The sequence below is a fragment of the Sphingopyxis sp. GW821-FHT10B01 genome (assembly GCF_059415685.1).
This window is the reverse complement of record NZ_JBWKNS010000006.1, coordinates 120707-135174: the sequence shown is the minus strand read 5'-3', so window position 1 is coordinate 135174 and position 14468 is coordinate 120707. Positions and strand designations below refer to the sequence as shown.

At 62.5% G+C, this 14468-nt stretch carries 8 protein-coding genes; 3 read left to right on the top strand and 5 right to left on the bottom strand.

The window, feature by feature from the left end:
* The first annotated feature begins 144 nt into the window (after positions 1–144).
* Complete coding sequence (locus AC07NV_RS18010) at positions 145–1398, top strand: L,D-transpeptidase family protein (RefSeq protein ID WP_495167769.1); 1254 nt, start codon at positions 145–147, stop codon at positions 1396–1398.
* A 92-nt stretch (positions 1399–1490) separates the two neighbouring features.
* On the opposite strand, the gene AC07NV_RS18005 is transcribed toward AC07NV_RS18010, so the two are convergent.
* Entirely contained in the window at positions 1491–2207 is a 717-nt protein-coding gene (locus AC07NV_RS18005) for a murein L,D-transpeptidase catalytic domain family protein (protein ID WP_495167768.1), read from the bottom strand.
* Positions 2208–2420: 213 nt separating this feature from the next.
* Here AC07NV_RS18005 and AC07NV_RS18000 point away from each other — a divergent pair, with 213 nt between their 5' ends.
* Positions 2421–2753, top strand: coding sequence for an arsenate reductase family protein (locus AC07NV_RS18000; RefSeq protein ID WP_495167979.1), 333 nt, complete (start codon positions 2421–2423; stop codon positions 2751–2753).
* A gap of 12 nt (positions 2754–2765) precedes the next feature.
* On the opposite strand, the gene AC07NV_RS17995 is transcribed toward AC07NV_RS18000, so the two are convergent.
* Together AC07NV_RS17995 and recF are read right to left on the bottom strand one after the other, a co-directional pair.
* Positions 2766–3560 carry a hypothetical protein gene (locus tag AC07NV_RS17995; RefSeq protein ID WP_495167767.1) on the bottom strand — a complete coding sequence of 265 codons (795 nt, stop codon included), beginning with the start codon at positions 3558–3560 and terminating at the stop codon, positions 2766–2768.
* 47 nt (positions 3561–3607) lie between these two features.
* Complete coding sequence (recF, locus tag AC07NV_RS17990; RefSeq protein ID WP_495167766.1) at positions 3608–4717, bottom strand: DNA replication/repair protein RecF; 1110 nt, start codon at positions 4715–4717, stop codon at positions 3608–3610.
* A gap of 408 nt (positions 4718–5125) precedes the next feature.
* Here recF and AC07NV_RS17985 point away from each other — a divergent pair, with 408 nt between their 5' ends.
* Positions 5126–5305 (top strand): PspC domain-containing protein, encoded by a 180-nt coding sequence (locus AC07NV_RS17985; protein WP_495167765.1) that lies wholly within the window; start codon positions 5126–5128, stop codon positions 5303–5305.
* Between the two features lie 447 nt (positions 5306–5752).
* Here AC07NV_RS17985 and rpoC read toward each other — a convergent pair whose 3' ends face one another.
* A complete protein-coding gene (gene rpoC, locus AC07NV_RS17980; protein WP_495167764.1) occupies positions 5753–10039 on the bottom strand; it encodes a DNA-directed RNA polymerase subunit beta' in 4287 nt (1428 codons plus the stop codon).
* A 52-nt stretch (positions 10040–10091) separates the two neighbouring features.
* Positions 10092–14270 (bottom strand): DNA-directed RNA polymerase subunit beta, encoded by a 4179-nt coding sequence (gene rpoB, locus AC07NV_RS17975; RefSeq protein ID WP_495167763.1) that lies wholly within the window; start codon positions 14268–14270, stop codon positions 10092–10094.
* Positions 14271–14468 lie beyond the last annotated feature (198 nt).

Genomic DNA, 14468 nt, shown 5'->3' with positions numbered 1-14468 from the left:
TTAATTGCGGAGAGTTTTTGTCTATGGGCTTTAGCCATGGTCAAAAACTCTCCATTTTCGGCGCGTCCTGCTGCGGCGCTTTTCCTTCCTCTGAGCCTGCTGGCGGCTCCCGCACTCGCGCAGCCGGGGGTCAAGGAGGATTCCGTGATCCTTCAGCCCGATAAGGTGAAGGATGACGCCCCTGTCGTCGAAACCGCAGCCGAAGCGAATTTGCCAAGCTGGTCGAAGCAGAATGCCGAAGCGCTGCTGACGTCGATCGAGGGTATCGGCGCCGAAGGCCTGTTCGCGAAGGATTATAACCCCGACACACTGGCGGCCGCGATCATGAGCGACGATCAGGCGCGGCTCGACAAGGTCGCAACCGATACGTTCCTGCTCCTCGCGACCCATCTGCGCGACGGCCGCACCCCCAACGCGGCGCGCAAACAATGGTTCATGGTCGACAGCGACGGCAACAGCGAGCCTTTGCTGTCGCTGCTCGCCGCGGCGCTGGGCGCGGGGACAGTGAGCGAGACGCTTGCCACCCTGGATCCCGTGCACCCGGATTTCGCGGTGCTCAAGGCCTCGCTCAAAAAGGCGAAGACCCCTGCCGATGCCAACGCGATCCGCGTGAACATGGAACGCTGGCGCTGGATGCCGCGCGCGCTCGGCGAGCGCTATGTCGTCAGCAACGTGCCTGAATATCTGACCCGCGTCGTCCACGGCGGCACGATCATCGCGACGCACAAGGCCGTCGTCGGCAAGGCAGCGACCCCGACGCCGCAGCTCAATCCCATGGCGACGGGCATCATCGTCAACCCGACCTGGACGCTGCCGCGCAGCATCATCAACGAAGGCATCGGCGCGACGATCGCGCGTAATCCGGGCGCGGCGCGCGCGCAGGGCTATACCTGGACGGGCAGCGGCAAGACGCTGTCGGTCGTGCAAAAGGCCGGACCCGGCAACGCCCTCGGCGTAATGAAGATGGAAATGCTCAACCCGCACGCCATCTATCTGCACGACACCCCGTCGAAGGGCGCATTCGCCGCCGCGGCGCGTGCCTTCAGCCATGGCTGTATCCGTACCGAACGCGCGCTGCACTTCTCGGGCCTGATGGCGGTGATGTTCGCGGGGAAAAGCCCCGAAGAATTCGGCGAGGCAATTGCCAGCGGCAATACGACGCGCTTTGGGTTCGAAAACCCCTTCCCCGTCTATGTCGCCTATTGGACCGTCATTCCCGACGGCAAGGGCGGCATCAAAAAGCTGGCCGATATCTATGGCCGCGATGCGCCTGTCGTGGCGAGCTTTGCCAAGCCCGGCCGCCCGACCGCGACAATCATCGCGCCAAAGCCGCCCGAAGTCGTGCCGACGGTCACGACCGCACGCGCGACGACGCCGGGAACGTCGGGGATCTATTGAAATTGGCGCCGCCCCCGCGAAGGCGGGGGCCGCTATCGGCGTAGCGCAAGGTTGCCAGCGGCCCCCGCCTTCGCGGGGGCGACGGGCCTCTTTTAGTCCGCCGTCTTCGGCAACGGCCCGCTGACCGAACTCGCGCGACGCATATTTTCCATTCCCGGCAGCGGATCGGCAGGCGGCAGTTCGAACGGCTTGGGCATCGGCGGCGGCATGCTCAACCGATCGGCGAACAGCAGCCGCCCCGGACCGAGCTTGTAGAGGATCATCGGCAACAGCTCTTCGCCAAAGACGAAACAACCTTCGCTGCGACCCAGCTTGCCCTGCGTCGCGATCAGCGCCGGGTCGGCATACCAGGCCCCATGGACGACGATCGCGCGCTGATCGGCCGAATAATTGTCGGGTTCCAGCCCGGCGAGCCGCATCGACGACCCGTTGGCGCCCCAATAATAATCGCTGGTGCGGTATGCGCCGCGCGAGGTCGCGAGCGATCCCATGCGGTTCGAAAAGCTTTTGAGCCAGCCGTCGTGCTGCGGGTCCGACCCACGGCCGTGCGTCACCGGGAACATATCGACCTTGCCCGCGATCATATCGACCAGCGCAAAGCGCGGGCGCGACGACGGCAGGCCGAAATCGACGACGCCGACGCGGTCGCTCTGCGGGATATTACGCCCCTGCATCGCGAGTTGCTTCTTCGCAACGGCGAGATAATCGACCGGCGGCGGCAAAGGCGCCACCGGCTGCTGAACCCAGCTGGGCAACTGCGCGCGCGCCGGTACGGCGGCCAGTGCCCCCGCGCCTGCGATGCCGGCCAACAACGCCCTGCGATCAATCAATTCATTCACTTGCAACACAACCCCGCATTGGCCGCCTTTTACGGTCCCTCGACTTCGCATAAGTCGTGTTTGCGCCGTGAAAGGCAAGCAGGTGGTTCCCCTTCATGCGGGAAGTTGTGCCATATATGCTATGAATAGCGAGTTTACGCTGCTGACAGGCTGCGTTAGGATGCGCGCCATGAGAAAGCAACCATCTGGCATAACCCCGCTTGCGGCACCTCGCGCAAGACACTGGCAATCCTTCAGGAAACGCCGGGCGTCGACCTGACCGTCGTCGAATATCTCAAAAACCCCTACAGCGCGGACAAGTTGCGCCAGCTGTTCAAGGACGCAGGCCTGACCGCCGCCGACGCCCTGCGCCTGCGCGGCACCGATGCCGAAGAACGCGGACTGAAGGGCGCCAATGAGGACGAGATCATCGCCGCAATGGCCGCCCATTCCGCCTATGTCGAACGCCCGATCGTCGAAACCGACAAGGGCGTCCGCCTGTGCCGCCCGCAGGATTTGGTACGCGAAGTCCTCTGAGCCTCCGCGAAATCAAGCACCCCGATCTTGGGAACGAAGGTCCTTCTTGTCCCACGGCGACCCTTCGCCATTGCCATTCGATGTGCGTTCGCCGTTGCAGCGCGTCAGCACGGCGGGCGTCGGTTCGCTTAGCGTGAACACGCCATCGGTGCGTATCTGGATCGCGCCCGATGCCGAACGACGCTGCATAACGGTGATGCAATAGTCGCTGTGGTTCGGCCAGATGGAATCGAACTGCCATGAAGGAACCGCGATATCCGTGCCTTCCTTGACCGCAAAGGGGTCGATCTCAACGGAGTCGCGTCTGCCTCTGCGTCCATGGCTGGCATATTTGATGGGGTAGATGGCCGGCTCGAACTCGGCGGACGAAAACCCGAATTCCGTCCAATCGCTGATTCTCCAGGCAGCCTCGCCGCCCGCGAAGCCGGTCAGCAACGGGAGGAACAACAGGATCATCAGCTTCTTCAATAACCCCATCGGCTGATGCGGCTTGGCGATGACAAGCAACGCGAGCGGCACGCCGATTACGAGTCCGATCACACGCATGCCATTGAGAAAGGTCGTGTTGATCGGCGTTATCAACGACGTACCCGAAAACATCGCTTCGATACACAGCAGGGCCAGCACGCCTCCGAACACATATCCGAGAAGGTGCAAAACCGAAATGCGACCCGATGCGTCGTCGGTCTCCATCATATAAAGCAGGCGAGAACCGGTTTGTGGCGCGTCGGGAGCCACACCCGTCAACGCGGAGCGCCGCCGTCCAAAACTGCCGCCGCTCAGATTATTTCGCGCATCCATAGCCATGCCCCCTTCCCTAGCCGCTTAGATCGGAAGCAATAATATGGAGTTACTCAGACTGCTCCGATCCTTCCGCCCGCGATCCGGAAGCGCGTCACCGGTCCCGGCATGTCGTCGAACAGCGCCGCCTCGGTTCCCGTCAGCCACGCCTGCCCGCCCTGCCCCGCCAGTCGCTCATAAAGCGCGCCGCGGCGCAACGGATCCAGATGCGCCGCAACCTCGTCGAGCAGAAGCACAGGGCGCTGCCCGCGCGCGCGCGCCACGCTGTCGCCATGCGCAAGGACGAGCGAAAGCAGCATCGCCTTTTGCTCGCCGGTCGAACAGCGCGCCGCAGCACGCCCCGTCGCAGCGTGGACCGCGGACAGATCGTCGCGGTGCGGCCCGGCGGTCGCGCGCCCTGCGGCAGCATCGATGCGGCGGCGCGAGGCGAACAGCGCTTTCAGCGTTTCGGCCTCATGCGGCGCGTCCCGCGTGACACCATCGCTGTCGACCAATGTCAGCAGCGGACGCGCGAACGGCGCGTCGGGCTGCCCCGCGAGTTCGGCGGACAGGCCGGTCAGCATATGCTGCCGCGCCGCGTCCATCGCCGCGCCATGTTCGGCGAGCTGCGCCTCGAGGCTCGTCAACCATTGCTGGTCGGCCTGCCCTGGATCGGCGAGCAGCTTCCCCCGTGCGCGGAGCGCCGCCTCGTAGCGATTGCTATGCTGCGCATGGCGCGGGTCCAGCGCGAGCACGAGCCGGTCGAGGAAGCGTCGCCGGTTGCCCGCAGTCTCGACGAACAACCGGTCCATCGCGGGGGTCAGCCACAGCATCGCCAGCCATTCCCCCAGCGCTGTCGCGGCCGCAGCGGCGCCGTTGATACGGACGATGCGGCGCCCCGGGTGCACGGGCTCGATCCCCGTGCCCAGCGCCACCGGCGTCAAGTCGGCCGTCGGCTGAACCTCGGCAAAAATGGCAAACCCCCCGCTTGCACCATCGCGCACCATATCGGATAGCGCGGCACGGCGCAGGCCGCGCCCCGGCGCAAGCAGCGAGATTGCTTCCAATATATTGGTCTTGCCCGCGCCATTATCGCCGTGCAGCGCGACGAGCCCCGGCGCAGCAGCCATGTCCGCGCCGGCATGATTGCGAAAATCGGTCAGCGAAAGGCGGGTCAGCGTCATCCGTCTTGCGCCTACCCCAGCGCCTGTTGCGATTCCAGCCCGACGCCGCGTAAAGTTTCGTTGAACATTTTCCGACTAACGGGAATTTTCACCATATTAGCGTAATTTTCGCTCTGAAACAATCTGTCGCAAACCCGAAAACCCCGGTTAACCGCCAATGAATGAAACTGGCACGGTCCCTGCATTGATATCGGCATCCACCGGATGATCCGGATGGAAGGTTCAAGGAAGGAAAATATCATGGCCCATTTCAATGTCGACTCGTTCAAGAGCTACGCAATCGCCGCAGTTGCTTCGCTTTACTGCTCGATGATGTTCCTCGCTGCCGTTGGCTCGCACGGCCTGGTCGCCTGATCGGCCACCGCGCTCAATAACGCCGGCCATCTGGCCGGGATGGAAAGGGAAGAAATGAAACAGGGTTTTCGCAAGAATCGTCGCGATGGCGTGATCTTCGGCGTGTGCGCCGGGATATCAGACCAATTCGGCATCGACGTCTTGTGGACGCGCGTCGGCTTTGTTGCTCTGACGCTTTTGGGCTTCGGCCTGCCTCTGCTGCTGTACCTCGCCGTCGCGATCCTCGCGCCTTAAGGACACAGCCAAGGGCCGGACGCCTTACAGGCGCAATCGCACCGGCCCGCATATTCCCAGGACCAAGGGCTCACCGGCCACCCGGTGGGCCCTTTTCTATTTGTTGGTGGTAATCCCACCTTCCGTTCGCATCGAGCGAAGTCGAGATGCCCCTCAACGTAGCACTATCTCGAAGGGTGTCTCGACTACGCTCGACACGAACGGCTTTTGACGGGGGCTAACATCTTCTCCCCTCCCGCATGCGGGAGGGGTCGGGGGTGGGCTAGAACGGTACGCCTTGATGCCCACCCCGCTGCGACTAACCAGCAAGCTGGCAAGTCTCGCTGCCCCTCCCGCTTGCGGGAGGGGCGAGAAACAGCCGCTTTTCACCCCAAAGCCGCCAAAGAAAAAGCCCCGCCGGATCGCTCCGGCGGGGCTCGTTTCTGTCAGCCCGAGGCTTGAGGAAGCTTATGCCTCGCCTTCGCCTTCGGGGCGCTCTTCGACCATCACATCATCGGTGGTGAAGTCTTCGCCCTGGACCTTGCCCAGCGGATCGTCGCCGATCGCGGCTTCGGGGCCCTGCGCCAGTTCGGCGGCATGCTCTTCGGCAGCGGTCTTCGGAGCGATCAGATGCTCCTGGTTCGCGGCGCGCATGGAGGCGCGCAGCGCGGCATCCTTGCTCGACGCGGTGACGCGGACGCGGTTCATGGCAGCGCCGGTACCCGCCGGGATGAGGCGGCCGACGATGACATTTTCCTTGAGGCCCTGGAGCGAGTCGATCTTGCCCTGCACCGAAGCCTCGGTGAGAACACGCGTCGTCTCCTGGAACGATGCCGCCGAAACGAAGCTGCGCGTCTGCAGGCTCGCCTTGGTGATGCCGAGGAGGACCGGGCGCCCTTCGGCGTGACGGCCATTCTTCGGCAGCTTGGCGTTATATTCCATCATCTCCAGATAATCGAGCTGCTCGCCCGGCAGCAGCGTGGTGTCGCCGCCGTCGGTGATCTCGACCTTCTGCAGCATCTGGCGAACGATCACTTCGATGTGCTTGTCGTTGATCTTCACGCCCTGCAGACGGTAAACTTCCTGGATTTCCGCAACGAGATATTCGGCCAGTGCTTCCACGCCCATGACGTCGAGGATGTCGTGCGGGTTCGGCGAACCGCTGATCAGTGCGTCGCCGCGCTTGACCTGATCGCCTTCCTGCACTTCGAGGACCTTCGACTTGGGAATGAGATACTCGATCGGATCGCCTTCTTCCGGAACGATCGCGATCTTGCGCTTCGCCTTGTAATCCTTGACGAATTCAATGCGGCCGCTGATCTTCGCGATAACGCTATTGTCCTTCGGAATACGCGCTTCGAACAGCTCGGCAACACGCGGCAGACCGCCCGTGATGTCGCGCGTCTTCGACGCTTCGCGGCTGACACGGGCCAGAACGTCACCCGCCTGCACCGTCTGGCCGTCCTCGACCGAGAGCATCGTACCGACCGCAAGCAGATAGCGCGCAGCTTCGCCCGACTGATCGTCGAGCAGGGTCAGACGCGGCTGAAGGTCTTCCTTCTTGGCGCGGCCCGCCGAGCGATATTCGATCACGACGCGCTGGGCGATGCCCGTCGCTTCGTCGACCTGTTCGATCAGGGTCTTGGTATCTTCCAGATCCTGATACTTCACGATGCCCTGCTTTTCGGTGATCAGCGGCATGGTGAACGGATCCCATTCGGCAATCCGCTCGCCCTTCTTCACCTTCTCGCCGTCCTTGTGCAGGATCTGCGCACCATAAGGCAGCTTGTGCGACGCGCGTTCGCGGCCTTCGCTGTCGATGATCGCGATTTCACCCGAACGCGCGAGCGCCAGACGGCGGCCACGCTGGTCGACGATGGTGTGCATTTCGCGATATTCGATCGTACCGTCCGAAATCGCTTCCGCATTCGACTGCTCGTTGACCTGCGCCGCGCCACCGATGTGGAACGTACGCATCGTCAGCTGCGTACCCGGCTCACCGATCGACTGCGCGGCGATAACGCCGACAGCTTCACCGATATTGACCGGGGTACCGCGGGCAAGATCGCGACCATAGCATTTGCCGCAAACACCCAGCACCGCTTCGCAAACCAGCGGCGAACGGATCTTGACCGACTGAACTTCGGCGTCTTCGATCTGCTGTGTCGTCGGTTCGTCGAGCAACGTGCCGACGGGGGCCAGAACATTGCCGTCCTTGTCGAGGACATCTTCCAGCGTCGTGCGGCCCAGGATGCGCTCGCCCAGCGAGGCGATCGTCGAACCGCCCTGGATGATCGCGCGCATTTCCATGCCGCGTTCGGTGCCGCAATCTTCCTCGATCACGACGCAATCCTGCGACACGTCGACCAGACGGCGGGTCAGATAACCCGAGTTCGCCGTCTTGAGCGCCGTATCGGCAAGACCCTTACGCGCACCGTGCGTCGAGTTGAAATACTCGAGAACGGTCAGGCCTTCCTTGAAGTTCGAGATGATCGGCGTTTCGATGATCTCACCCGACGGCTTGGCCATCAGGCCGCGCATGCCGGCGAGCTGCTTCATCTGCGCCTGCGAACCACGGGCACCCGAGTGCGCCATCATATAGATGGAGTTGATCGGGGCCAGACGACCCGTCTTCGGATCCTTCGGCTCGGCGCGGATTTCGTCCATCATCGCGTTCGCGACCTTGTCGCCGCACTGCGACCACGCATCGATCGCCTTATTGTACTTTTCCTGCTGCGTGATCAGGCCGTCCTGATACTGCTGCTCGAAATCCTTCACGAGCGCGCGGGTTTCGTCGACCATCCCTTCCTTCGACGCCGGGATGATCATGTCATCCTTGCCGAACGAGATGCCCGCCTTGAACGCGTTGCGGAAGCCCAGCGCCATGATGGCGTCGGCGAACAGCACAGTCTCTTTCTGGCCGGTGTGACGATAGACCTGATCGATCACGTCGCCGATTTCCTTCTTGGTCAGAAGGCGGTTGACGACGTCGAAGGGCACCGTGTGCGACTTCGGCAGGCATTCACCGATCAGCATGCGACCCGGGGTCGTTTCGAAGCGGCGCTGATATTCATTGCCCTTCTCGTCGGTCTGCGGGACGCGGCTGATCACCTTGGTGTGCAGCGTCACCGAACCGGTGAACAGCGCCTGATGCACTTCGGCCATGTCGGCCAGCAACATGCCCTCACCGGGCTCGCCGGCACGCTCCATCGACAGATAATAGAGACCCAGCACCATATCCTGCGACGGGACGATAATCGGCTTGCCGTTCGCGGGGGACAGGATGTTGTTCGTCGACATCATCAGCACGCGTGCTTCCAGCTGCGCCTCGAGGCTCAGCGGGACGTGAACGGCCATCTGGTCACCGTCGAAGTCGGCGTTGAATGCGGCGCAGACCAGCGGGTGAAGCTGGATCGCCTTGCCTTCGATCAGCACGGGTTCGAACGCCTGGATGCCCAGGCGGTGAAGCGTCGGCGCGCGGTTCAGCAGGACCGGGTGCTCGCGAATGACTTCGTCGAGGATGTCCCAGACTTCCTTGCGTTCCTTCTCGACCCACTTCTTCGCCTGTTTCAGGGTCATCGACAGACCCTTGGCGTCGAGGCGCGCATAGATGAACGGCTTGAACAGTTCGAGCGCCATCTTCTTCGGCAGGCCGCACTGGTGCAGCTTGAGTTCCGGACCGGTCACGATGACCGAACGGCCCGAATAGTCGACGCGCTTGCCGAGCAGGTTCTGACGGAAGCGGCCCTGCTTGCCCTTGAGCATGTCGGACAGCGACTTCAGCGGACGCTTGTTGGCGCCCGTGATCGTGCGGCCGCGGCGGCCGTTGTCGAACAGGGCGTCGACGGCTTCCTGCAGCATGCGCTTTTCGTTGCGGACGATAATGTCCGGCGCGCGCAGCTCCATCAGGCGCTTCAAACGGTTGTTGCGGTTGATCACGCGGCGGTAAAGATCGTTAAGGTCGCTTGTCGCGAAGCGGCCGCCGTCGAGCGGCACCAGCGGGCGCAGTTCGGGCGGGATCACGGGGACGACTTCGAGGATCATCCATTCGGGGCGGTTGCCCGAATCGATGAAGCTTTCGACGACCTTCAGGCGCTTGATGATCTTCTTGGGCTTCAGCTCCGACTTGGTCGTCGCCAGGTCTTCGAGCAGATCGGTGCGCTCCTGTTCGAGATCGAGATTCTCGAGCAGCACGCGGATCGCTTCGGCACCGATGCCGGCACTGAACGCGTCTTCGCCATATTCATCCTGCGCATCGAGCAGTTCGTCTTCGGTCAGAAGCTGGAACTTCTCGAGCGGGGTCAGGCCGGGCTCGAGAACGATATAGGCTTCGAAATAGAGGACGCGCTCGAGCTGCTTCAGCTGCATGTCGAGCAGCAGGCCGATGCGCGACGGCAGCGACTTCAGGAACCAGATGTGCGCGACCGGCGCGGCGAGCTCGATATGGCCCATGCGCTCGCGGCGGACCTTGGTCACCGTGACTTCGACACCGCATTTTTCGCAGACGATGCCCTTGTATTTCATGCGCTTATACTTGCCGCACAGGCATTCATAATCCTTGATCGGACCAAAGATGCGCGCGCAGAACAGGCCGTCGCGCTCGGGCTTGAACGTGCGGTAGTTGATGGTTTCAGGCTTCTTGATCTCGCCGAACGACCACGAGCGGATGCGCTCCGGGCTCGCGATGCCGATCTTGATCATGTCGAAGGTTTCGGGCTTCGCGACCGGGTTCATGAAGTTGGTAAGCTGGTTCATAATCTAGCTCCACTGCCCCTCCCGCGCGGCGGGAGGGGTGAGGCAATATCTTTTACTCGGCGGCTTCGGGAAGGGCATCCGGGAGATTGTCGGGATCTTCTTCCGCATAGGAAGACAGTTCGACATTGAGGCCCAGCGAGCGCATTTCCTTGACGAGCACGTTGAAGCTTTCGGGAATGCCGGCCTCGAAGGTGTCGTCGCCCTTGACGATCGCTTCGTAAACCTTGGTGCGGCCGATCACGTCATCGGACTTCACCGTCAGCATTTCCTGAAGCGTGTACGCCGCGCCATAGGCCTGCAGCGCCCACACTTCCATTTCACCGAAGCGCTGGCCACCGAACTGCGCCTTACCGCCCAGCGGCTGCTGGGTAACAAGCGAGTAGGGCCCGATCGAACGTGCGTGGATCTTGTCGTCGACAAGGTGATGGAGCTTGAGGATATACATATATCCCACCGTCACCTTGCGGTCGAACCGGTCGCCGGTACGGCCGTCGTAAAGATCGACCTGTCCCGACCGGTCGAGACCCGCACGCTCCAGCATCGTCGATACGTCGCCTTCGCGCGCGCCGTCGAACACCGGCGTCGCAAAGGGCACGCCCACCGAAAGATTTCCGGCGAGATCGATGACCTGTTCCGCGGTACGCGCCTTGATTTCCTCCGCATATTCATCGCCATAGGCATGAAGCAGCGCTTCGCGCACCGCCTCGGGCGGTGCCCCGGCCTCCGGGTCGGGGTTCGCCATGCGCCAGTCCTCGAGCGCCGTGGTGATCTGGCGACCAAAGCCGCGCGATGCCCAGCCAAGATGCGTTTCCAGAATCTGCCCGACGTTCATACGCGACGGCACACCCAGCGGGTTGAGCACGAAATCGACATGCGTCCCATCTTCGAGGAACGGCATGTCCTCGATCGGCAGGATGCGGCTGATGATGCCCTTGTTGCCGTGACGGCCGGCCATTTTGTCGCCCGACTGCAGCTTGCGCTTCACCGCGACGAAGACCTTGACCATCTTGAGCACGCCCGGGGCGAGTTCGTCGCCGCGCTGCAGCTTTTCGACGCGATCTTCATATTTCGCGCTGATCCGCTTGATCGCGTCGTCATACTGCGCCTTGATCGCTTCGAGCGCGGTCTGGCTATTGTCTTCGACAACGGCCAGCTTCCACCAATCGGCGCGATCGAGTTCGACCAGCATCTCTTCGGTAACGACATCGCCCTTCTTCAGGCCCTTCGGAACCGCGCTGGTCGTCTGACCGATCAGGATATCCTTGAGGCTGGAGAAGGTCGCGCGGTTGAGGATGGCGCGCTCGTCGTCCGAGTCCTGCTTCAAACGCTCGATTTCTTCGCGTTCGATCGCAATCGCACGTTCGTCCTTGTCGATACCGTGACGGTTGAAGACGCGGACTTCGACGACCGTGCCCGACACACCCGGCGGCAGGCGAAGCGAGGTGTCGCGCACGTCGCTGGCCTTTTCACCGAAGATCGCGCGCAGCAGCTTTTCTTCCGGCGTCATCGGCGATTCACCCTTGGGGGTGATCTTGCCGGCCAGAATGTCGCCCGGGCCGACTTCGGCACCGATATAGACGATGCCCGCTTCGTCGAGGTTGCGAAGCGCTTCCTCGCCGACGTTCGGGATGTCGCGCGTGATGTCTTCAGGGCCAAGGCGCGTGTCGCGCGCGGTGACTTCGAATTCCTCGATGTGGATCGAGGTGAAGACGTCGTCCTTCACGATGCGTTCGCTGATGAGGATCGAGTCCTCATAATTGTAGCCGTTCCACGGCATGAACGCGACGAGCACATTCTTGCCGAGCGCCAGTTCGCCGAGCTCGGTCGACGGACCGTCGGCGATGATGTCGCCCGCGCGGACGATTTCGCCCACCTTCACCAGCGGACGCTGGTTGATGCAGGTGTTCTGGTTCGAACGCTGGAACTTCTGGAGGCGATAGATGTCGACGCCCGACTTGCCGGGTTCGACCATATCGGTCGCACGGATAACGATACGCGTCGCATCGACCTGGTCGATCACGCCGCCGCGGCGCGCCGCGATGGCCGCGCCCGAATCGCGCGCAACGGTTTCTTCCATGCCGGTGCCAACGACCGGAGCCTCGGCCCGGATCAGCGGCACAGCCTGACGCTGCATGTTCGATCCCATCAGCGCGCGGTTGGCGTCATCGTTTTCCAGGAACGGAATGAGCGACGCCGCGACCGAAACAAGCTGCTTCGGCGACACGTCCATCAGCGTGATCTGATCGCGCGGGGCCATCAGGAACTCGCCCGCTTCGCGCGCCGAGATCAGTTCGTCGATGAAGCTGCCATCGTCGTTGAGATCAGCGTTCGCCTGCGCAACCGTGTGCTTCTGCTCTTCCATCGCCGACAGATAGACGACGTCGGTCGTGACCTTGCCGTCGATGATCTTGCGGTACGGGGTTTCGATGAAGCCGTATTTGTTGACGCGCGCGAAGGTCGCGAGCGAGTTGATCAGACCGATGTTCGGGCCTTCCGGCGTTTCGATCGGGCAGATGCGGCCATAGTGGGTCGGGTGAACGTCGCGGACTTCGAAGCCCGCGCGTTCGCGCGTCAGACCGCCCGGCCCGAGCGCCGACACGCGGCGCTTGTGGGTGACTTCCGACAATGGGTTGGTCTGATCCATGAACTGCGAGAGCTGCGACGAACCGAAGAATTCGCGCACCGCGGCCACGGCCGGCTTTGCGTTGATCAGGTCGTTCGGCATCACGGTCGACACATCGACCGAGCTCATGCGCTCCTTCACGGCGCGCTCCATACGGAGCAGGCCGACGCGATACTGGTTTTCCAGCAGTTCGCCGACCGAACGGACACGACGATTACCGAGGTTATCGATATCGTCGATTTCGCCCTTGCCGTCCTTCAGGTTCACCAGTTCCTTGACGACGGCGAGGATGTCCTCGCTGCGCAGCGTGGTGACCGTATCCTCGGCGTCGAGGCCAAGGCGCATGTTCAGCTTGACGCGGCCCACGGCCGACAGGTCGTACCGCTCGGGGTCGAAGAACAGGCCGCCAAACAGGGCTTCCGCAGTTTCGCGCGTCGGCGGCTCGCCGGGGCGCATGACGCGGTAGATGTCCGAAAGCGCCTGGTCGCGGTCCTCGGCCTTGTCGGCCTTGAGCGTGTTGCGGATCCACGGGCCCGTGTTGTTGTGGTCGATGTCGAGCAGGACGAGCTTGTCGATGCCCGCGGCGTCGATCTTTTCGAGATTCTCGGCGCTCACTTCGTCGCCGGCCTCGATGTAGATTTCGCCGGTCGACTCGTTGATGAGGTCATAGGCGCTGTAACGGCCGAAGATTTCCTCGGTCGGGATCAGCAGCGTGTCGAGACCGTCCTTCGCCGCCTTGTTGGCAAGGCGCGGGCTGATCTTGTGGCCGGCCGCGAAGACGACTTCGCCGGTCTTGGCGTCGACGACGTCGAAGGCGGGTTTCGCACCGCGCCAGTTTTCGACCATGAACGGCACGCGCCAGCCGTTTTCGGCGCGCTCGAAGACGAGGCGGTCATAGAAATCGTTGAGGATTTCTTCGCCCGTCATGCCCAGCGCATAAAGCAGGCTGGTGACCGGCAGCTTGCGCTTGCGGTCGATACGGACGTTGACGATGTCCTTGGCGTCGAATTCGAAGTCGAGCCACGAACCGCGATACGGGATCACGCGCGCGGCGAACAGGAACTTGCCCGACGAATGGGTCTTGCCGCGGTCATGATCGAAGAGCACACCCGGCGAACGGTGCATCTGCGACACGATGACGCGCTCGGTGCCGTTGACGAAGAAGGTGCCGTTCTCGGTCATGAGCGGCATGTCGCCCATGTAAACGTCCTGCTCCTTGATATCGAGCACCGAACGGGTGTCGGTTTCGCTGTCGACTTCAAAGACGATCAGACGCAGCGTGACCTTCATCGGCGCCGCATAGGTGATGCCGCGCTGACGGCATTCGTCGACGTCGTACTTGGGCGCTTCCAGTTCATAGTGAACGAAGTCGAGTTCGGCGGTACCGGCGAAATCGCGGATCGGGAAAACGCTGCGCAGCGTCTTCTCGAGGCCCGAGACGTAACCGACCGAGGGGTCGGACCGCAGGAACTGTTCATAGGATTCGCGCTGAACCTCAATGAGGTTGGGCATTTCCACCGCTTCGTGGATGTTACCGAACAGTTTGCGGATTCGCTTGGTCACGGTTGCTTCGAGGGCCTTGCCCACCGACTTCGCCTTGGTCGCCATAAGTGATTGTCTCGCCTGTCAAAAATCAAAATCGCGAGCGCTCCGACGCGAAAAAAGCCGCAGGCAACCGTTGCCGGTTTACCGCAGCTTTCCACGCCTGTCGAAATCCCCGCCGCCCTATCCGTACAGCCCGCTGCGCAAAGTCAGGCTCTATCTCGGACGATGGGGTGAGGTGGCGATATAGGAGTGGGGGTGTGC

Coding starts and splice junctions, on each gene's coding strand:
- AC07NV_RS17995 (WP_495167767.1), bottom strand. CDS start 3,560: ATGGCTATGGATGCGCGAAATAATCTGAGCGGCGGCAGTTTTGGACGG.
- recF (WP_495167766.1), bottom strand. CDS start 4,717: ATGACGCTGACCCGCCTTTCGCTGACCGATTTTCGCAATCATGCCGGC.
- AC07NV_RS17985 (WP_495167765.1), top strand. CDS start 5,126: ATGAAACAGGGTTTTCGCAAGAATCGTCGCGATGGCGTGATCTTCGGC.
- rpoC (WP_495167764.1), bottom strand. CDS start 10,039: ATGAACCAGCTTACCAACTTCATGAACCCGGTCGCGAAGCCCGAAACC.
- rpoB (WP_495167763.1), bottom strand. CDS start 14,270: ATGGCGACCAAGGCGAAGTCGGTGGGCAAGGCCCTCGAAGCAACCGTG.